The following is a 19,509-nucleotide window of genomic DNA, read 5'->3' as shown; positions in this document are numbered from 1 at the left end:
GACTTTTTTAACGGTCTTTATGGTCATTTCTCAACGCACTTGCTAATAATTCTTCAGAGAACTCAGCCAGTGCGGTGTTATTTATATTTATATTATTTTTCGGTGTAAAGCTTTGGACTACATCTTGAAAAGGCTGTACAATATTTTTTCGTTTACCTCTTGTTAGACCAAAAACGGCGGCGCTTATTCCAACTCCGATCAGAGATACCCACATGGTCCCCCTGCTCTTTCGTTTTTTACCAATCAGATTGAAAAACGGCTTTACCATATTCCTCATCCAAAGCACTCCTTCATTTAACATTCAATGGAAAGTAAAACGCTCCTTCCATTAGCTTAATGTTTGTAATTATGGCGAGATTATGTTTGGGAAACTCCTGTTTAATTGTAATTTGTTTACAGATTATTAGATGAGTTATAGCTTTTTTATTCTCACAGGGCTCACCATAAGAATTGAAAGTACAATGGTAATGAGTGCATTACTATACAGAAATATTCCCATACAAGCCATTAATAGCCCGGCTGCCGTTATTGGCAGACCCATAAAATAACCTCTAGTTGGTTTTACATTGAATTTCGCCAACCTTAAAGCACCCATTGTGGGAAATAAAACAAATGCGATAGTCGTGAATATCGATGGCGGTTCTAAAGAGTAAAAAAGAAGAGCAGGTGCGACACCAAGGCTGACAATGTCTGCTAACGAATCAAGTTCTACTCCAAATTCACTATTAACCTTCAATCTTCTAGCTAACCGTCCATCAAAAAAATCAAATATAGCAGATAAAAAAATAAAAATTGACGCCATCTGTAAATATCCATTCATATTGAAAGTAATGGAAAAGACACCTGATAATAAATTTCCAATGGTAAATAAATTTGGTACTGCTCTCACCAGATGGTTTATCAAGCAGATTCCCCCCCTTTTTGTGGCCAATGTTCCATCCACACTAAATGCTCTTCTATATTCTGTACCAAATATTTCAATGTGAATCTAAATTATGATACAGGTATTATAAATTCCATTTCGTCAAAAGATATTAATTGAAAGGACGGTTGACATAAATGGACAAAACATTGGGCTATTTACGCGAAATATTGTCAAATTACAGTGATGGTCATTCCGATGGCAGACATTTATATCGAAAATTGTCTGAAGGGAATTTTTCAAACGAGGGTGATTTTGTAAGACATTTAACACAAAAGGAGATTAACTTTTTAAATGACATGCTGCCTAGGGAAATTAACCATGCCAAAGAAGAACAAGATGAGAAACGGGCACATGAATTAAATGAAGTATACGAACTCCTTTTTTAGTTTTCGCTCCACTAAAAAGAGATGTTAGTTTTTTACTGGCATCTCTCCTGTTGGGAAATAAATAAATAACTCATTTAATCATTTCCCAGGTAAGCGCATACAACGACAAAAGCCGATGTTTTTTTATGTGTTTTCTGCACCAAACGACAGAAAACGAGTGTTTTTATAAAACGCCCGCCTCTGAAAAATGCACTAACTTATTCATCTTTTTTTCTTCGGGTATTCTTTAGTCTTCCCGAGTCCTTTAGGCTCTTTTTTATAATTATCTCTATTTGAGCATTTACACTGCGAAATTCATCCTCCGCCCATTTTTCAAGCGCGTCATAAATTTGCTGATCAATGCGCAATAGAAATCTTTTTTTCTCAGCCACTAGATCACAACCTTAATAGATACTTCCTGTATTGATTATCGGCTGGCTTCCCTTTTCTGAAACTAACGCTACCATTAGATTATTTACCATTTGAGCTTTCTTTTCTTCATCAAGCTCTACTATTCCCTCTGAACTCAATTGGTCAATCGCTGATTTAACCATTGATACAGCCCCCTCGACAATTACCTTTCTTGCAGCCAACACTGCCTTAGCCTGTTGTCTTTGAAGCATAGCATGAGCAATCTCACTTGAATAGGCTAAGTGCATGATTCTTGCTTCGATAATCTCTACACCAGCTAGCTGAAGCCTATGCTGCAGGTCCTTCGTCAATTCTTCAGCTACTTCATCAGAATGCTGACGTAAAGAAATCTCATAATCATTATTAAAATTATCGTACGGATACTGGCTTGCTATGTGGCGCAGACCTGTTTCACTTTGAGTATGAACGAATTCTTTGTAATCTTCAACATCAAAAACCGCTTTTGCTGAGTCAAACACCTTGTAGACCACTACTGCAGCAATTTCAATTGGATTTCCTTCTAAGTCGTTAACTTTTAACTTATCGCTGTTGAAATTGATTACTCTTAGTGAAACATTTTTTCTAACTGTTAACGGCACCGATAACCAAAATCCTTCTTCCTTGATGACTCCCAGATAACTTCCAAAAAGGGTAAACACCTTCGCCTGATTAGGTTGAATAATAGTAAAGCCGGATAATATCAGGACAGATAAAATTAGTGTTATAAATGATACAGACAAAATCAGAAAATTCTCACTCAAGATAAATTGCCTGAAACTAAATACCGTTATTGCACCGAATAAAAGAAAAAGGAAAACACCTATAACCCCATTCAACTTAGTCATTTCTTTTTCCTTCAAGCCAATCACTCCTTTAAATTCTATATCATAATGATATCACTTTAATATCAAAAAGAACACAAAAAAAACCGCCAAACGGCAGCTCTTTTAATGGATATCTCTTTTCTTAAACCTGCCGCCGCGAACTTCTGCGATATCAGCCACTGCGAGAAAGGCATTTTCATCATTTTCAGTAACAATTTCCTTCAACTTTGCTTCCTCGAGACGGTTAATTACACAGAAAATCACCTTTTTGTGATCACCTGAATAAGCACCCTCCCCGTTAATGTACGTAACACCACGGCCAAGTCGATTCATAATCGCCTCACCAATTTCCTTTGAGTTATCGCTAATAATCCAAACCGATTTGGATTCATCTAGCCCTGTGACAGTAATATCTATAGTTTTGTAAGCTACAAAATAGGCAATCAGCGAATACATGGCACGGTCCCAGGAGAAAACAAAACCTGCGCTTCCGAGAATGAATAAATTAAAAAACATGATAATTTCGCCAACAGAGAATGGAAGCTTTTTATTAAAGAGAATAGCAAGAATTTCAGTACCATCCAGGGATCCTCCATAACGGATAACCATTCCGACACCTATTCCGAGAACAATCCCCCCAAAAACGGTGGCAAGTAAAATATCCTGAGTAAATGCAGGTACTGGATGAAGCAATGTGGTGCCAATAGATAGAATAATAATTCCATAAAGAGTGGATAAAGCGAAGGTTTTTCCAATTTGTTTATAACCTATATAGAAAAACGGGATATTAAGAAGAAAGATAAAGAAACCTAATTTCCAACCAGTCAAATAGGAAAGCATAATCGATATTCCTACGATGCCTCCATCAATAACATGATTGGGTACAAGGAAAATTTCCAACCCTACCGCCATTAATGCTGCGCCAACTGTAATAAGCATGATTCTTTGAATAATCTTTCTAGTTGGCAATCCTCGGTGCTGAACTTTTTCCATAAGCATTTGATTCTGCTTGTTTAGACCGATGTTTGGAATTTCTGACATTATCTTGCCCCTTTCCAATGGAATTTTCTAATTCAATTATAACAGTAAATTGATAGTTTTTTGAATTTTTATGCACTTTATTTCCCAATTTTTTAATTAGCAAACTACAGAAACAGTAGAATTTTTCTGCTCAAAAATAAAAAGAAGCCGCCTCTTTTGAGACAGCTTCTTGGGAATTAACCTCTTAGGGGACCCAACCATGACATCAGCCAAAATGTTTCTCCACTCTTCCTTTTAGTCGGTTTACCGTACTAATAGTAGGTTTAAAGTATTAGCCGATGTGTGTTGTTCCGTTGAAGGAATTAATTCACATGAAATTTAATGGAATTCAAATTCCTTTAAAGAAACAAAATTACTGGTATTACGATGGACTCATATCCTTGTATTTGGATCAGCTTCTTGGCAATGTAAAAATTGATTTGGGTTGAAGGTTTAGGTAAACATATTGATAAAGAGGCTTCATTTATCAACTATATTTATCTGTTAACTTAATCCTACTTTTTAAAGTGAACTCCTTTTCAAATTCTAGTACCAAATAAATTTACTGCCTTTATTTGTTTTGATTATTGGAATTTTGATTCTTCTTTTCTTCATTAGATTAGGTTTCTTCTCAAAAGGGAAGCGTCATCATAATTTTAAGAAAAATCTTATGGTTTGAGGAATTCATCTACGTACCTTTTACATAGGTAGATACATTCACTTTACTCCCATTTCCAATAACTTTTGTACTTTCATTTGAATAAGTTAAATTTCTCTTTCACTTAAAAGAAGGTTTCGTTAGGATTACACCTTTCCAATTCAAGTTACATCGCTCCACTTACCAAACCTTGCAAAGGGAAAACCTTTACTACTCGTTCACAAACGGAACGAACACGGATGGTTGAGTCTCCTAAGAAGTTAATTTTTATTTTTTTTCCTTTACATCTATAGTATAGCACCTAAAAATTCCCTTTACACAAAGTGTTGTGACGAATTGGTGAACTTTTCAAAATTACTAGACTATTATAAATATTAATAGATTAGAAGAACAATTAAATTTTTAAAATTGGACGTATCTTAAACGACCTGGATTTAAGGATATCGGAAAGCGGACGATGTACAGATGAAATATGCAAAAGCTCCTAAAATTAATTTTGGAAGTTTTTTGTTATTTAGGGAACATTAGCAGTATCATTCACTATCTATGAGAGGATGTCTGCATATGTTTGAGTCTGTAAAAAAATACACTAAACCCTTTGAATCCGTAGATGATCTTGATCCTCTGCTAGCAGCAATTGGTGATGCCAAGTATGTTCTTCTGGGTGAAGCTTCCCACGGTACTTCCGAGTTCTATTCGATTCGCGCTGAACTCACTAAAAGGTTAATCAAGGAAAAAGGTTTTTCTGTCATTGCGGTTGAAGGAGACTGGCCTTCCTGTCAAAGCATTAATCGCTATATAAAAAACATCGGATCGCAAAATGATGTTAGAGGGGCTCTTGAAAGTTTTAATCGCTGGCCGACATGGATGTGGGCGAATGAAGAAATTATTGGATTAGTAGAATGGTTAAGAAGTTATAATCAACAAACCAAACGTAAGAATAAAGTGGGATTTTATGGACTAGATGTCTATAGTCTTTGGGAGAGTATGGACGAAATCATTAAGTATTTAGAAAGGACTGGTAACTCGGGGCTGAATCAAGCAAGACATGCCTTTTCCTGCTTCGAACCCTATAATCGAAATAATGAATCTTATGCGGTTGCTGCAGGATATTTATCCGAAAATTGTATAAAAGAAGCCCTTTCGCTTCTCACTACCATTCAAAAGAATAAATGGAAATATGATGATGAGGAAGAAAACAGCTTGAATATGGAGGTCAATGCTCTTGTTACCGTCAATGCGGAAGAGTATTACCGGACAATGGTCTTAAGCGATTCAAAGTCTTGGAACGTTAGAGACATCCACATGGTTGAAGCTTTGAATGCTGTAATGAGGTATTATGGTGAAGGAGCAAAAGTAATCATCTGGGAACACAATACACACGTAGGTGATGCCCGTGCGACCGATATGAAAGAAGCCGGAATGGTGAATGTCGGTCAGTTGTTAAGAGAACAGAATTATCCTGAAGATGTTTTCATTGTTGGCTTTGGAACAAATAGTGGTACAGTAATTGCATCAACTGAATGGGGAGCAGACTTTCGCGTTACGAATGTTCCTGAGGCCCAGGCAGGGAGCTGGGAGAACCTGATGCATAAAGCAGGAGCATTTAATCAATACCTCTTGTTTACTGATGAAAATCGTAAAGAATTCAATAAAACCATTGGTCACCGGGCTATTGGGGTTGTCTATCGTCCGGAATATGAGCAATTTGGGAACTATGTCCCTTCGGTTATGAGCAGCCGCTACGACGGTTTTATTTTTGTAGATAAAACACATGCCCTTCATCCATTAGAATTAAAACGTCTTGTTTTTTAAAATTTCTTATATAACACGTTTTACATATATAGGGGAAAATGCAGAATACTATTTATTAGGGTTGGCTTCCCTGCCAACCCTATTAGTAATCTCAAAAAAGGTGGCGATGTTCATGTCCAATGCTACAAGTATCAAGCAATGCTTAGTAAATTTAAAAGGAATTGAAGCACAATTATCTTCCCTTGCTTTAAATTCACTAGATACTGGCGCTCAAGAAGTATTCCACCAATCCATGTTAACCATCACTTCCCTAAAAAAAGATTTGCAGTTACGACTCTTGGAATTAGATCGACTTGACTTACAAATATAAAGGTTGGAATTTGAGAGGTGAAAGAATATGCCTAGCTGGCCTGAAACAATTGTTCGTTCCTTTGTCTTCTTAGGTCTTTTATTTTTTATGACAAAAATTCTTGGAAAAAAGCAAATCTCTGAACTTTCTTTCTTTGAGTATGTTTCTGGCATAACAATCGGTAGTATTGCCGGTGAGGCGATAGCTGGTCTTGAGAAAAATATGTTTCAGGGTATGATGGCCATTATTATCTTTACCTTTGCAACTCTTAGCGCTGACATTCTAGCATTAAAGAGTAAAACCTTCCGGGACTTCATCGAAGGAAAAGGGACTGTTTTAATCAAGGATGGTAAGGTACTTGAAGAAAATTTAAAGAAGGAAAAATATTCTATTGACGAATTATCAGCCCTTCTTCGCCAGAAGGATATTTATCGTGTCGCAGACGTTGAATTCGCTGTTTTGGAACCAAGGGGAAATCTTAGTGCTTTATTGAAAAAAGAAAACCGCCCATTGACGCCTAAAGACCTGAACATAAAGGTACCTAATGAAAAAGAACCCCAAACAGTCATAATGGACGGAAGCATTTTGGATGAACCGTTGAGTTCCTCTGGTAAAAGCAGAGCCTGGCTTAGGACAGAGTTAGAAAAACTCGGACTTATTCTTGAAAATGTATTTATTGGGCAGGTTGATTCATACGGAGAATTAACTGTTGATGTTTATGATGACAAATTGCAGATACCTTCTCCTAATCAGCGCCCACTATTATTAGCATCACTAAAAAAAACACAGGTTGATTTAGAGATATTATCTTTAGAGACTATAGACGGAACCGCCAAAGTTATGTATAAAAAAAACGCAAGACTTGTACAAGAGACAATTGAAAAACTGACACCCTATCTTACTAGTTAATCATCTATAAGCCTAATCAAGACAACTGATTAGGCTCCCAAAAGTTTATGCATTGACCTTTTTCCCATTAGGAATACCTCCTTTATGCGATACGTAGCTGTGAAGTACCATTCCTGCCATGACCAGTAACATTCCTGTCCATGATATTATGGATGGAAATGCCGCCTTTAACAGGATTAACTCTCCTATTACTGCAAATAAAACCGAAATTGACTGAGTTGCTTCTACATTCCCTAATTTTTGCATATTGCCACGGACCAAATCTGTTGCTTGAAAAAATAAAACAGTCGCAATCACACCGGAGGTAATCGCTACGATTCCCGATTGAATCGATTGTCCAACACTAGGTGGACCAACCGTAAACATTCCATAAATGGCTAATACAATCCACAGAGGCATGCTGGCTATCGTCATTCCTAATACACGTTGAAAAACATCGAGTCTCCCTCCACACATATCCATCATCTTTCTATTCCCTAGAGGGTATGCAAACGAGGCAACAATGATAGGTAACACACCTAATAATACTTCGATTAACGAAAGAGAATCTGCACGCTCCACCTGCATTAAAATGATACCAAGTAAAATAATCGACGACAGGACCAAGCTTTTCATAGGAATTCTTGCCTTTATCTTGACTGGACCCTGTTGAGTCATAACGGTTTCTAAAAAAAACGGCGCTAAAAGGGAGCCAGAGATAATCGTAATCTGCCAGGTGGAAGCAATTAGCCACCCAGGTGCATATGCTGCTGAAAAACAAATCGGACCGTAAAACAGACCAAATCCTACAAAACTCCATAACAGCCAGGCTCGTGGATTATTTTTCATTTCCACTATTAGAGGTTTAAGATTTTTCCTCCAGTAAACTAGTAGCAGCAGGAATGGAACCATAAAAAAATAACGAAGTGAAGCACTCCAAATCCAGCTCCCCCCTTCCAGCTCCATTGATCGATTGATGATAAATGTAAACGCAAAAAAGAATGCCGCCAAAGTGCCAAGGATAATCGGACGCATTTATCTTTATTCCCCTTCATTCTAAATTTTGACAAACCAAATGAAAAAAAGCATAAGTCAAATTTCACAGCATAAATTGTTTTGTCGTTCAAAAATATTGAAACTTCTTCAGAACATAATCGTATAGTTGAATGGCAATTAAAATATTTGGTAAGCGAGGTTGATACTATGTTTGGAAAAGTAGCAGCAGATATTTTAGGACTTAGTGATGTGGGTTCTGTTATTAAACCAGAAAATTATGATAAGGTAGATTCCGATGATTATGTTATGCATGAAGATAACGAAAGGATTTATTTTTTAATAAAATCTAAATCGGATGAGTATTGTTTCACTAATAATGCTCTCATTCATCTAGATGGAACAAGTGCGACAAGTAAAAAAAGGATGCTTCATCGCTATAGTTATGCTACTAATCGGATTACTGATGTAAAATTAGAAACAGCCGGAACGGTCGACCTCGATATCGAAATTAAATTTAAAATTGGTGCCCAGCCATTCTCTATTGATGTCCATAAAAAACACATTGAAGAAGTCAAAGATTTATATAAGGCACTCATAAAAATATCTGAAATTACGCATGACAATGAGATTTCTCTTCGATTCGCCAAAGAAAGCCTTGATATTGCATCAACCACATTAGGTCGTGTGAATAGTTCTGATAACAACTTAGTCGTTCAATTTAAAATGTTAAACCAAGCAGCCTTCCAATGGTTAGAGGATAGCAAAAAGCAATATAGTGTTAAAGATTTCGGATATGTTTTTGAAAAATATATTAATAATTAATCAAATGGTATAAATACCTCTTTTCGTAGAAGTATCTATACACAAAAAAACAGACCCAAAAGGTCTGTTTTTTTTCACGCTATGTGATTAAGCTTTGTTTACGTTAGCAGCTTGAGGTCCACGAGCACCTTGCTCAACATTGAAAGTTACTGATTGACCTTCTTCAAGAGTTTTAAAGCCTTCGCCTTGGATTGCTGAAAAGTGAACGAATACATCTTCTCCACCTTCGCGCTCGATGAATCCGAAACCTTTTTCTGCATTAAACCATTTTACTTTACCGTTTTCCATATTTGTTGCCTCCTAGTGTGTAATCCACACATTGTATTACTATTCTTGCTCTTTAAAGATCCAGGCGAAAAGCAATAACTTATTCTTCCCTTTACTACCGAACAAAAATAATTCTACATAATCATACCAAATTATGAAGAAATAAGCAAGGTCTTGTCCATTATTTTCCCGTTTTCATGCTTGCATAAACCTCTCACAGACTGGTCAAGTTATTAAAAATGTCACTAGGATGATTACCCTAGTGACCTTGTAGAAGAACTTAAATTTTCTCTTCTAATTCCCAGTCGTATAAATCCTCGATCTGGCAATTTAATTCTTTAGAAATCGACATTGCGGCACTAAGATTCATCACTTTTTTTGACATGTACCCATTAAGTTGTTCCAAAGGAATGTGTGTACTCTTTTCCAATCCTTTGAGATTCATACTGTTCTTTGATAATAAGGCTTTGAGGTTACTCTTTTTCGCTTTGTAATTTGACAAAATGACACCTCACTTTTTAAATAGTGTAACATAATGAAACTGTAAATGAAAGGAAACGCACTTTTTAAAAAGCTTCAATATTTCCAAACAAGCGGCTTAACAAAAAATATGATATAATTAAACTTGATGAAAAAAGGGGTGTTAATTTGAGGAATTCAAATAACAGATTCAATAGCGGGCAAACTGTGAAACTTAAAGACACTGGCGAGGAAGTAACGATTTTAAAATGGCAGTATGTAAAAAATATGAAAAGATATTCTTACATTGTTAAGGAGCATCCCGGTACATTTTTTTTCGAGGAAGAATTTCAAACCCAATAGATGAATGAAAAAGACCAAATCCAAAGGATTGGTCTTCTTTTATTTTGTCCAGCTTCAGCGCCTAGGCGCTGAAGCTTTTTAATTTTTAGAATTCTGCGTTACCTGTGGTTCTTGGGAATGGAATAACGTCTCTAATATTTGACATACCAGTGAGGTACATAATTAAACGCTCGAAACCTAGACCATATCCAGAGTGTTTTGTACCGCCGTATTTTCTTAGCTCCAGGTACCACCAATAATCTTCTTCATTCATACCAAGTTCATTAATTTTTCCAGCTAGAATATCCTCGCGCTCTTCACGTTGACTTCCACCAATTAATTCACCAATTCCCGGTACGAGTAGATCCGTTGCAGCAACCGTTTTATTATCCTCATTCAATCTCATATAAAAGGCTTTAATTTCCTTCGGATAATCCGTCACAAAGACAGGCTTTTTGAATACTTTTTCGCATAAATAACGCTCATGCTCTGTTTGCAGGTCGAGTCCCCATTCAACAGGATAAGCAAAGTTTTCTCCTGATTCAATCAGGATATTTATTGCTTCTGTATAAGTCACACGGCCAAAACTTGAAGTATGGGTATTGTTTAGGCGATCCAGTAAGCCTTTTTCAATAAAGCTATTAAAGAAATTCATTTCTTCTGGTGCCTGCTCAAGGACATAGCCAATTACATACTTAACCATGTCTTCAGCTAAGTCCATGATATCTGGAAGCTCAGCAAATGCCAATTCTGGCTCAATCATCCAGAATTCTGCAGCATGCCTCGCTGTATTAGAATTTTCTGCTCTAAATGTTGGACCAAATGTATAAACATTCCGGAATGCTAAGGCAAAAGCTTCGCCTGATAACTGGCCGCTTACCGTAAGATTTGTTTCTTTATTAAAGAAATCCTTCGTTAAATCCGTTTTCCCCTCATCATTCTTAGGAGGGTTATCGATATCGAGTGTGGTAACACGGAACATTTCGCCCGCGCCCTCTGTATCACTTCCCGTGATAATTGGTGAATGGACATAAACGAACCCTTTGTCTTGGAAGAATTTATGAATCGCATAAGAAGCTAAAGATCGAATACGAAAAACAGCAGAAAATGTATTCGTCCGCGGTCTTAAATGGGCGATGGTTCTTAAATACTCAAATGAATGCTTCTTCTTTTGCAATGGATAGTCGCTATTTGAAAGCCCTTCAATAGAAATATTTGTCGCTTTAATTTCAAATGGCTGTTTAGCCTGTGGAGTATGGATGAAATCTCCTTCTACTTTAATAGAAGAACTAATAGGGAGCTTTGCAATCTCCTTAAAATTTTCCAGCTGCTCGTCAAATACAATTTGAACTCCTTTAAAGAAGCTGCCATCATTCAACTCAATAAATCCAAAGGTTTTAGAATCCCGGATCGTACGTATCCAACCTGATAATTGAACCTTCTGGTCTATGTAATTTTCTTTATTTCTGTACAAATCCTTAATTAAGGCTTGTTTCATGAAAATGCTACCTCCAACTTTTATGTAAAAATAAAAACCCTCCCGCCCAACGGGACTAGAAGGTAATTTCCCACAATATGATTGTTTCTTTTATCCCTTCAATATTATATAAAACTCCCGACAAATAAGCAATATTCAACAAAAATCATGCTTCTCTAGAGAATTTTCGGAATATTAGCAGGATTATTAAGATAGAAGGTCGAAATTGTAATCAAATGTTCGATTCTTGATATAAATAAGGAGTGTTGATGATGGACAAAGTTACTTGTATTGCTTTTCTCCTGTATCATTCTTCGAAGAGTCAAGACATCCGAGAAAAAGCCATTCAATTACTGAATGGCGATATATCAATTAGGGATTTAAAAAGAAATACTGCTATTCAAGCCCATTTAATTTTGGCCGAGTCTGCCTTAAGAAAGAAAACAATAGACAAACTCCTGGTTCAGCAGTTTGCCGAGGAATTCTTATTATTAGAGGTTTAAGCTTCCTTCGGGAAGTTTTTTATAAGACTGTTTTTTATATATTGTTGTTAAAATCTTAAAGCCGATTTTAACTTGGAAATAGTTATTTTGCGTTTTAGAATTTAGTTTGCAGGCTCTTTTCTTATACTATTTATGCATTTTTCTGCGGACACAAAGTACAATCACTAAATTTTGTTCCAAAAGGCAACAAAGTTAAGAAAAGAGCTTTTCATACACAAAAATTTCCTTGCCATTTTCACTAAAAGCTGTTTTAATATAAAGAAATCCTAATGATTCCCAGAACTGTTTTGCCCTTACATTTTCTTTTATCACACCGAGTCGAACACGCTGCAAGCCTCGATTACGCATTTCACTTTCATAAAGCGCATATGCATGTGCACCAAAACCAAATCCTTGATAATCACTATGAATCATTAACAGTCCCAGCCACGGGCACTGATCTTTTGGATTTTCCATTAAGTAATCCATAACCCCAATATAGGTATCATCAAGCTTAATAAAAACACTTATGGTATCAGGATTCAAAAACTCTTCTTCTATATCTGCAAGCTCTCTTAGGGAACTGCCAATTTCAACAAGATTGTAATCTGGATTTGAATTTACCATTTCAAGCGCAATATATAGCGTTTCTTTAGTTATCTCTTCAAAATGAACTGACATTTTTTGTCCTCCTAGCCAAACGAATAAAACCATTATATCAATTCTGCCAGGAATTCATCCAAATTTTCAAGAAAACCATAATGAGAAAGGTGATCATATGCTTCAAGTAAATGTAAAAGTAACGTATGAAGGAAAAGACTACTTAACAAATGTTTTAGCAAATCCTAACATGCCCGATGAGGAAATTTACCGCCTTGCATTTGAACAAGTTGAAATGCAATGGAAAAATAACTAAACATCGTAAAAACAGCGACCACTCTTTGGCCGCTGTTTTTTGTTTATTCCACCTCATATAAGGTACTTGGAACTCTATTCATAAGTGGACTGATATCCTTTGTTGCATACATGTGCAGTCTATGCATAGCACGTGTACAAACCGTGTAGAATAACTTCCTTTCACTTTCATTTGTATATTGTGAACTATCATAAAGAATAACAGCATCAAATTCGATACCTTTTGCCAAATAGGACGGAATCACCAATATTCCTTTTTCATAAGCAATTGTAGCCTTCTCTATGAGGTGGACAGGAATGTCATCTTTCATTGCATCATATACCCTTTTACTCTCTGCAGCGGTTCTACAAATAACCGCAATGGTTCGATGTCCTTCTTTTAAAAATTCATTTATTTTACCCAAAATAAACCCATTTAATTGTTGGTATTCCGCTATCTTAATTGCTGGCTTTTTTCCATGGCGATTAAATGGTTCAATTTTTTCACCACCCTCAACTAAGCTGCTGGTGAAATCGACAATTTCCTTTGTAGAACGATAGGTCTTTGTCAAAATAATTTTTTCAACATCTTCCCCTTTTTCTTCATAATCCGATATTACTGTAGCTGATCCGGTTGCACCTGAGAAGATGGCCTGATTAAAGTCCCCGAGCAGCGTCATTTTACTATAAGGAAAAAGTCTTTTTATCAAAGCAAACTGAAACGGAGAATAGTCCTGGGCTTCGTCGATAAAAATATGGCGAATGCCGGTTGAAGACTTTCTGCCCTTAACTAAGTCTTGCAGGTAGACAAACGGCGTCGCATCCTCGTAGGATATTTTATAGTTTGCTAATGTTTCAACCGTCTGCGAACAAATTTGAGTCCAATCATCTAGAAGAACTTCCAGGTTTTCAGTACCCTTCATAAATAACTGGCTATATAATCCTTTCATATCGAGAAAATTTAACTTTTTAACACGAGAAAATAATGGCCTGAATTTTTGTTTTACCACCTTCTCAGCCAAAATCTTTTGTTCCTGTTCAAAATCATCAAAACTTTTATCCGTATAACGGTCTTTCCCTTGCAATTCCTGGTATGCTTCTAAATAGTCCTCTTTTTCAAGATATTGTACCTCATCCTCTACCCAGCTTTTTGAGCGCTCTTGTTTGACTGTTCTCTTCAATTCTCTTAAAAGCCAATCCTTTACCATTTCCATACGGTTTGGGATGGTGAAACTCGCATCTAGGGAATAAAAATAATCATAAATCATTTCATTAGATATGATAATTTCGCCTCTAAATACTAAATCTTTAAAAAGCAGACCTTTACTTGATAATTGAATTACATACCGGTCAATAATTTCCTTAAATGCAAGACTGGCCTTATACCGAATTCCACTAACCCTTGTATCGTAGTCCGGATGTTCCTCAGCGTTAAGTAAAAATTCCATTTGGTCAAACGGATCCTCGACATCAAATTCAATGCCAATCCGATTATTTAAATATTCCATAAAGGTAGCCTGCTCCATGTTCTCTTCCCCTAGTTCAGGTAGTACAGTCGATACGTATGAGTTAAATAACGGGTTCGGTGAAAACAACATGATATTCTCAGACTTTATGGTTTCACGATATCTGTACAATAAATAGGCAACCCGCTGCAGGGCTGCAGAAGTTTTACCGCTGCCTGCTACTCCTTGAACAATAAGGAGTTTACTTCTCTCATTACGGATAATCAGGTTTTGTTCACGCTGAATCGTAGCGACAATGCTCTTCATCTGTGCATTTGCATTATTTCCAAGGACCTCTTGAAGCATTTCATCTCCAATGGTAACTCCGGTATCAAACATTGCTTTAATGTCGGATGAACGAATGATAAATTGTCTTTTTAGCTTCATTTCGCCTTCGATTTCCCCATCCATTGTGGGATAAGAAGCCAGCCCTGGAGCAAAATCATAATAAAGGCTTGAAATAGGGGCGCGCCAATCATAAATTAAAAAATTCTCATCATGCTCATCCATTAAAGAAGCAATTCCGAGATAAACTTGATCGACATGTTTTTCATTTGTTTCTAAAAAATCAATTCGTCCAAAGTACGGTGAATATTTTAATCGTTCAAGGATTCGAATCTGTTTATCCATTTGTTTAAACGTACGTTCCCGCTCTGAAAGTAATTCTGCTTGTTGCTTAATGCTGGCCGCCGTCTCAATCATATCATCCGGCTCATCCGTATTAACCGTTACATCCTCCCAGAAAGTCTTTCGAAGTTCAAGGACATCTGAACTAACACCACCAGTATTTTTCTGGAGTTTTAGCTTTTTCCTATCAATTTCCTTACTAACGAAATTTACACGTTCCTGCTCTAACTGCAAGTCACTTTTTACCGTATCGCTCATTTGACCACTCTCCAGAAAAATTTTGTCCCTAAATATTTGACAGACTCAGTTTGATGTGTTATTGTATTATAGAGATAATTTATATTACCAATGTTCTTTGTTTAAAACCAAAATTTATTTTATCATGGTTTATTGGTATTTACAATAAGTAACTAACGCCAAATGGCGTTTTTTTTATGTCTATTCCCGATTTATTTCGAGCATTTTTTCCTCAATATCTTCCAACTCACCAGTTTTTCTCACTCCGTAAACCAAATCACTAAACTTCCCATATAAAAATATCATCAGTATTCGGACCGTAAAATAGTCGACTACATGAAAATTTCCCTTTACAATTTTTAGTTTTTTAAATATTTGATCTAACCCAATACTCATTAGCAGAACTTTAATCTTAGAAAACCAATTATTGTGCTTCAAAAATGACACTGTTGAAAATAAAGAAAGGACAATTGCATACAACGGAACAATAATAAAATGCTCACTCCAAGAATGACGTCTCCCAAACCCGAAACGAACCTTTCTAGTTGAAGCAAATATAAATAATAAATTAGCTTCTGAGACCAAAATCATTAGAAAAAGAGAAATAAACCGAACGATGGGGTTCCTTTTATCTAACAAAATATTCCACCAATCACTAATTTTAAAGTACAGAGGAATCAAAATTAAGGTAAATATAGTTTTCCACCAATTATGTTTATAAACTTTTAACCTCAGAAATATAAGTTCCACCAGTGAAAAATATATTCCTCCCAGCAGTAATTTTCCAACCCACCCTATTTTCATAACAGTAGAGAAAACAGCGGTAAAAGGTACAAAAATACCTTGAGATAAAATAGCACCAAAAATATTGTCAAAAAAGTTCTTCTTAATTAATTTCGGTTTATAGGTATAAGCATGAAAAACATTTAAAACTATATACTCTAACAAATAAGCAAATCCGATATTAGCCATTAATAGTGTGAATAATTGCTTTTTATTTTTGGTCTTGTAAAAAGAGTAGCCAAGCATGCTTGTGTGGATAATTAATAATAAAATAAATGGTATCTTATTTCGTTTCTTTGGTTTTCTCATTCACATATCCCACTTCATTAATGAGTTTATTGTTAGTATTTGAAAAACGCACCTTTTCATTCAAATATATTCCCCATTCATTCTCCAATTTATAGTATGTCATAATTTCTCTGTAGATTTATTAGTATTATTTACTGTTATCTTAATATATCGGAATAATAAATAATCCATCATAATATTTTCATATAACAAAAAAATTTAAAGTACGATTTATTTTGTTACTAAAAGTCCTTTCCACCCTAGCTCGCACCCTAGGTATTACTTCTTATTTGGCGCTCAATGCATTTCGAAATAAGCACACATAATTACTACTGTAAATAATATATTATTATTTTCATAACACATTTATTTTTCCTTGAAATTTGACAAATTACGACAAAACAACCTTGTTCTTTGTCAAAAACCCCTCCTATTAGACCTATTCCCCTTTGATCATAGCTATAAAATAGGGTAAATTCACCTATTGTTTTGTCCTAATTTTCTAAATATTATATTAATACGGCCGTAATACTTTGAAATGGGGAATACAATTGAATAAGTTTATAAAAACTAGTCTTTCTTCCGTTATGCTTGCTGGTACTTTATTTGCAGGATTCCCAAGTATTGATGCTTCATCTAAGGATGTGGGATTCGTACATAAAGCGGAAGCCGCTTCTTTTTCGTCAAGCAGCTCTCTAGACTTAGCGATTGTGAATGAAGAGAGATTAATAGAGTCTTTTATTAAACAAGGTCTCCTCCCAAAAAATTCTTCAGAAGTAGTTAAGCAGGCATTCCTAAAAAACTACCTGGAGCTAAAAGGGAAGCAATCAAAAGTTAAGGATTCAGACCCATTAGCTGCACAAGTAAAAAAAGCTGAAGCAGAAAAGCAAAGTAATTTCAAAGAATTTAACAATGGTTTATTAAAAGGGAACGGCAAGAAAAACGGACACCTTAAGGGAAACCCAGATCCAATTCAAGAAACAAAGCATACTGGTGATGTACGAAGGGACAAGGTATTGGTCCTGGCAGTAGAATACGCTGACTTTGCTCATAATAACATTGAGCCTGAAGAAACAGATAACTATTATTCAGATTATCCATTAGGGCACTATGAAGATATGATTTTTGGTGAAAATGGCGTTGAAGGACCAAATGGTGAAGATTTTGTTTCCATGAAACAATTCTATGAAGAGCAATCTGGTGGAACTTATTCTGTAGATGGTAAAGCCTATGGTTGGTTAAAAGTTCCTGGAACTGCAGCTTTTTATGGTGCTGATAAAGCATCTGGAGGTCATGATAACGTAACTCCGGGTGGATCAAAAACATTAGTTGCAGATACTTATGCTGCAGCAAAAGCAGCTGGCATTCCTTTAGATCAGTATGATTTAGAAGATCCACATGATTTAGATGGAGACGGAAACCTACTTGAAAAAGACGGTTTAGTCGACCACTTAATGATTATCCACTCAGGTGTTGGTCAAGAAGCTGGTGGCGGATCATTAGGGGATGACGCAATCTGGTCTCACCGTTCAGCATCCTTTGTTGACCCTGATGGCCTGGGTGCGGGATTACCTGGATTTTACGATTACACAATGATGCCTGAAGACGGTGCAACAGGAGTGTTCGCACATGAGTATGGTCATGATTTAGGCTACCCAGATGAATACGATACGATCTACTCAGGTACTGGTGAGGCAGTTGCTTACTGGTCAATTATGGCTAGTGGTTCATGGGCCGGTAAAATTGGCGGTACAGAACCAACCGGTTTCTCTCCGCTGGCAAAATCATATTTCCAATCTTACCTTGGTGGGAAATGGACAGATGACACTGTTGAATTAGACTGGAATGAAGTTACGACAAAAGGTACACAAGTGTTACTTGATCAAGCAAACTCGCCAAATGGTAAAAACGCCATTACCGCTAAAGTAAACTTGCCTCAAAAGAAAACACCAGTAAACACTCCTGCTGCAGGCACCTTACAATATTGGGGTGGACAAGCAGATGAAATTGATAGCAAAATGGTTACAACCGTTGATTTAACTGGTAAATCATCTGCATCATTAACTTTTGACGCTTGGTACGATATTGAAGAACAATGGGATTTTGCATTTGTTCAGGTTTCAGAAGACAATGGTGCTACTTGGAAGTCATTAGGTAATTCAAATACTCGTTCAGACGTAACAAGCCAGGGTTACCCAACAATCCTAGATTCAATGCCAGGTTTTACAGGTAATTCAAATGGCTGGCAGTCTCAATCCTTTGATTTGTCAGCTTATTCTGGTAAGAGCATTCAACTTCGTCTCCGATATGCTACGGATTGGGGCACTTCCCATATTGGTTTCTTTGCTGATAACATCAAAGTTATTGCTGATGGTCAAACTTTAGTTAATGATGGTGCTGAAGATAACCCATCCACTTTTACTTTAAGTGGATTTGAAAAATCAGACGGAAACAAATACTCTGATCACTATTACCTATTAGAGTGGCGTAATCATGCTGGTGTCGACCAGGGGCTATCAAATATTAAACGTGGAAACTCTATAATGAGCTATGACGGAGGTCTTGTCGTTTGGTATGTAGACCCTACTTATACTGACAACTGGACAGGTGTACACCCTGGCGAAGGTTTTGTCGGAGTTGTAGATGCTCATCCAAATACAGACTTACAATGGAGCTTTGCCAACGGTACTGCACCAGTCCAAGCTTCTACTCGTTATCATATAGCTGATGCAGCTTTTGGTTTAAATCCAACTTCTGGATTAAATCTTGACTATCCAGATCTTCAAACATTGTTCGGACCAAGTCAACCTGCGGTTTCACTTTTTAATGACAGCAACTCTTTTATAAACACATTTATGCCAGATGCTGGACGTAAAATTGAAAACTTCGGACTTAAGGTTCGTGTAAACGGACAAGCCAAAGATAAATCAGTAGGATCGATTGTAATTTACAAATAATCAACAAAAATCTCACCTCCCCTGCTAAGGAGGTGAGATTTTTTTATTGAGTTAATTCAATAATATCCTCATATTCCCATTCATTAACATACATCCCTGTTATCGTTAAATTAGTTTCACTTTATTAAAATAAAACGACTAAGGACGATTCTTATTAATAATCTCCCTTAGTCGTTTT

20 protein-coding genes are annotated in these 19,509 nt (G+C 36.3%); 8 read left to right on the top strand and 12 right to left on the bottom strand.

Features of this window, described 5'->3' with window-relative positions:
* Positions 1–7: 7 nt before the first annotated feature.
* The gene (locus ABC255_RS11490) at positions 8–277 is read right to left on the bottom strand and encodes a hypothetical protein (protein WP_412993596.1); all 270 of its coding nucleotides are present in this window, start codon (positions 275–277) and stop codon (positions 8–10) included.
* Between the two features lie 135 nt (positions 278–412).
* On the bottom strand, positions 413–904 hold the full coding sequence (pssA, locus tag ABC255_RS11485; RefSeq protein WP_412993594.1) for a CDP-diacylglycerol--serine O-phosphatidyltransferase: 492 nt from the start codon (positions 902–904) through the stop codon (positions 413–415).
* 155 nt (positions 905–1,059) lie between these two features.
* Between pssA and ABC255_RS11480 the strand changes: the two genes are divergently transcribed.
* A complete protein-coding gene (locus ABC255_RS11480) occupies positions 1,060–1,311 on the top strand; it encodes a sigma-G-dependent sporulation-specific acid-soluble spore protein CsgA (RefSeq protein WP_402626458.1) in 252 nt (83 codons plus the stop codon).
* A 197-nt stretch (positions 1,312–1,508) separates the two neighbouring features.
* Here the strand turns inward: ABC255_RS11480 and ABC255_RS11475 are convergent, their stop codons facing one another.
* The 3 genes from ABC255_RS11475 to ABC255_RS11465 all read right to left on the bottom strand — a co-directional run bounded on the left by ABC255_RS11475 (position 1,509) and on the right by ABC255_RS11465 (position 3,518).
* Positions 1,509–1,682 carry a type II toxin-antitoxin system antitoxin gene (locus ABC255_RS11475; protein ID WP_412993592.1) on the bottom strand — a complete coding sequence of 58 codons (174 nt, stop codon included), beginning with the start codon at positions 1,680–1,682 and terminating at the stop codon, positions 1,509–1,511.
* A gap of 12 nt (positions 1,683–1,694) precedes the next feature.
* Positions 1,695–2,561 (bottom strand): SPFH domain-containing protein, encoded by an 867-nt coding sequence (locus ABC255_RS11470; RefSeq protein ID WP_412993591.1) that lies wholly within the window; start codon positions 2,559–2,561, stop codon positions 1,695–1,697.
* An 87-nt stretch (positions 2,562–2,648) separates the two neighbouring features.
* Complete coding sequence (locus tag ABC255_RS11465) at positions 2,649–3,518, bottom strand: YitT family protein (RefSeq protein WP_412998540.1); 870 nt, start codon at positions 3,516–3,518, stop codon at positions 2,649–2,651.
* A gap of 1,249 nt (positions 3,519–4,767) precedes the next feature.
* Between ABC255_RS11465 and ABC255_RS11460 the strand changes: the two genes are divergently transcribed.
* The 3 genes from ABC255_RS11460 (at position 4,768) to ABC255_RS11450 (ending at position 7,216) form a co-directional block, all read left to right on the top strand.
* Entirely contained in the window at positions 4,768–6,018 is a 1,251-nt protein-coding gene (locus ABC255_RS11460; RefSeq protein WP_412993590.1) for an erythromycin esterase family protein, read from the top strand.
* Positions 6,019–6,130: 112 nt separating this feature from the next.
* Positions 6,131–6,328, top strand: coding sequence for a DUF1657 domain-containing protein (locus ABC255_RS11455; RefSeq protein ID WP_412993588.1), 198 nt, complete (start codon positions 6,131–6,133; stop codon positions 6,326–6,328).
* 27 nt (positions 6,329–6,355) lie between these two features.
* Entirely contained in the window at positions 6,356–7,216 is an 861-nt protein-coding gene (locus ABC255_RS11450; RefSeq protein ID WP_412993587.1) for a DUF421 domain-containing protein, read from the top strand.
* 45 nt (positions 7,217–7,261) lie between these two features.
* Here ABC255_RS11450 and ABC255_RS11445 read toward each other — a convergent pair whose 3' ends face one another.
* Entirely contained in the window at positions 7,262–8,230 is a 969-nt protein-coding gene (locus ABC255_RS11445) for a DMT family transporter (RefSeq protein ID WP_412993585.1), read from the bottom strand.
* 168 nt (positions 8,231–8,398) lie between these two features.
* On the opposite strand from ABC255_RS11445, the gene ABC255_RS11440 reads away from it, so the two are divergent.
* On the top strand, positions 8,399–9,013 hold the full coding sequence (locus ABC255_RS11440) for a PH domain-containing protein (protein WP_335537262.1): 615 nt from the start codon (positions 8,399–8,401) through the stop codon (positions 9,011–9,013).
* Between the two features lie 87 nt (positions 9,014–9,100).
* Here the strand turns inward: ABC255_RS11440 and ABC255_RS11435 are convergent, their stop codons facing one another.
* The 3 genes from ABC255_RS11435 to asnS all read right to left on the bottom strand — a co-directional run bounded on the left by ABC255_RS11435 (position 9,101) and on the right by asnS (position 11,579).
* Positions 9,101–9,301: a cold-shock protein gene (locus ABC255_RS11435; protein ID WP_063254447.1), complete on the bottom strand. Its 201-nt coding sequence runs from the start codon at positions 9,299–9,301 to the stop codon at positions 9,101–9,103.
* A 259-nt stretch (positions 9,302–9,560) separates the two neighbouring features.
* Positions 9,561–9,782, bottom strand: a complete 222-nt coding sequence (locus ABC255_RS11430; protein ID WP_412993582.1) for a helix-turn-helix domain-containing protein — start codon at positions 9,780–9,782, stop codon at positions 9,561–9,563.
* A gap of 405 nt (positions 9,783–10,187) precedes the next feature.
* A complete protein-coding gene (gene asnS / locus ABC255_RS11425) occupies positions 10,188–11,579 on the bottom strand; it encodes an asparagine--tRNA ligase (RefSeq protein WP_412993580.1) in 1,392 nt (463 codons plus the stop codon).
* A gap of 251 nt (positions 11,580–11,830) precedes the next feature.
* Between asnS and ABC255_RS11420 the strand changes: the two genes are divergently transcribed.
* Complete coding sequence (locus ABC255_RS11420; RefSeq protein ID WP_412993578.1) at positions 11,831–12,061, top strand: hypothetical protein; 231 nt, start codon at positions 11,831–11,833, stop codon at positions 12,059–12,061.
* A gap of 192 nt (positions 12,062–12,253) precedes the next feature.
* On the opposite strand, the gene ABC255_RS11415 is transcribed toward ABC255_RS11420, so the two are convergent.
* A complete protein-coding gene (locus ABC255_RS11415) occupies positions 12,254–12,721 on the bottom strand; it encodes a GNAT family N-acetyltransferase (RefSeq protein WP_412993577.1) in 468 nt (155 codons plus the stop codon).
* Positions 12,722–12,818: 97 nt separating this feature from the next.
* Between ABC255_RS11415 and ABC255_RS11410 the strand changes: the two genes are divergently transcribed.
* Positions 12,819–12,956 (top strand): BA3454 family stress response protein, encoded by a 138-nt coding sequence (locus ABC255_RS11410; protein WP_412993576.1) that lies wholly within the window; start codon positions 12,819–12,821, stop codon positions 12,954–12,956.
* A gap of 43 nt (positions 12,957–12,999) precedes the next feature.
* Here the strand turns inward: ABC255_RS11410 and helD are convergent, their stop codons facing one another.
* Entirely contained in the window at positions 13,000–15,324 is a 2,325-nt protein-coding gene (gene helD, locus ABC255_RS11405; RefSeq protein WP_412993574.1) for an RNA polymerase recycling motor HelD, read from the bottom strand.
* Positions 15,325–15,504: 180 nt separating this feature from the next.
* A complete protein-coding gene (locus ABC255_RS11400) occupies positions 15,505–16,395 on the bottom strand; it encodes a hypothetical protein (protein WP_412993572.1) in 891 nt (296 codons plus the stop codon).
* A gap of 530 nt (positions 16,396–16,925) precedes the next feature.
* On the opposite strand from ABC255_RS11400, the gene ABC255_RS11395 reads away from it, so the two are divergent.
* Positions 16,926–19,331 (top strand): immune inhibitor A domain-containing protein, encoded by a 2,406-nt coding sequence (locus ABC255_RS11395; protein WP_412993570.1) that lies wholly within the window; start codon positions 16,926–16,928, stop codon positions 19,329–19,331.
* Positions 19,332–19,509 lie beyond the last annotated feature (178 nt).

The sequence above is a fragment of the Neobacillus canaveralius genome (assembly GCF_047237705.1).
Taxonomy (GTDB): domain Bacteria; phylum Bacillota; class Bacilli; order Bacillales; family Cytobacillaceae; genus Neobacillus; species Neobacillus niacini_K.
The sequence above is the reverse complement of the archived record's forward strand: the minus strand, read 5'-3'. Positions and strand labels throughout refer to the sequence as shown.

Bases quoted from the DNA above. Each gene is read 5' to 3' on its own strand.
- ABC255_RS11415 (WP_412993577.1), bottom strand. From the start codon at position 12,721: ATGTCAGTTCATTTTGAAGAGATAACTAAAGAAACGCTATATATTGCG.
- asnS (WP_412993580.1), bottom strand. From the start codon at position 11,579: ATGAAACAAGCCTTAATTAAGGATTTGTACAGAAATAAAGAAAATTAC.
- ABC255_RS11450 (WP_412993587.1), top strand. From the start codon at position 6,356: ATGCCTAGCTGGCCTGAAACAATTGTTCGTTCCTTTGTCTTCTTAGGT.
- ABC255_RS11460 (WP_412993590.1), top strand. From the start codon at position 4,768: ATGTTTGAGTCTGTAAAAAAATACACTAAACCCTTTGAATCCGTAGAT.
- ABC255_RS11465 (WP_412998540.1), bottom strand. From the start codon at position 3,518: ATGGAAAAAGTTCAGCACCGAGGATTGCCAACTAGAAAGATTATTCAA.
- helD (WP_412993574.1), bottom strand. From the start codon at position 15,324: ATGAGCGATACGGTAAAAAGTGACTTGCAGTTAGAGCAGGAACGTGTA.
- ABC255_RS11490 (WP_412993596.1), bottom strand. From the start codon at position 277: ATGAGGAATATGGTAAAGCCGTTTTTCAATCTGATTGGTAAAAAACGA.
- ABC255_RS11435 (WP_063254447.1), bottom strand. From the start codon at position 9,301: ATGGAAAACGGTAAAGTAAAATGGTTTAATGCAGAAAAAGGTTTCGGA.
- ABC255_RS11455 (WP_412993588.1), top strand. From the start codon at position 6,131: ATGTCCAATGCTACAAGTATCAAGCAATGCTTAGTAAATTTAAAAGGA.
- ABC255_RS11480 (WP_402626458.1), top strand. From the start codon at position 1,060: ATGGACAAAACATTGGGCTATTTACGCGAAATATTGTCAAATTACAGT.
- ABC255_RS11410 (WP_412993576.1), top strand. From the start codon at position 12,819: ATGCTTCAAGTAAATGTAAAAGTAACGTATGAAGGAAAAGACTACTTA.
- ABC255_RS11445 (WP_412993585.1), bottom strand. From the start codon at position 8,230: ATGCGTCCGATTATCCTTGGCACTTTGGCGGCATTCTTTTTTGCGTTT.
- ABC255_RS11420 (WP_412993578.1), top strand. From the start codon at position 11,831: ATGGACAAAGTTACTTGTATTGCTTTTCTCCTGTATCATTCTTCGAAG.
- ABC255_RS11400 (WP_412993572.1), bottom strand. From the start codon at position 16,395: ATGAGAAAACCAAAGAAACGAAATAAGATACCATTTATTTTATTATTA.
- ABC255_RS11440 (WP_335537262.1), top strand. From the start codon at position 8,399: ATGTTTGGAAAAGTAGCAGCAGATATTTTAGGACTTAGTGATGTGGGT.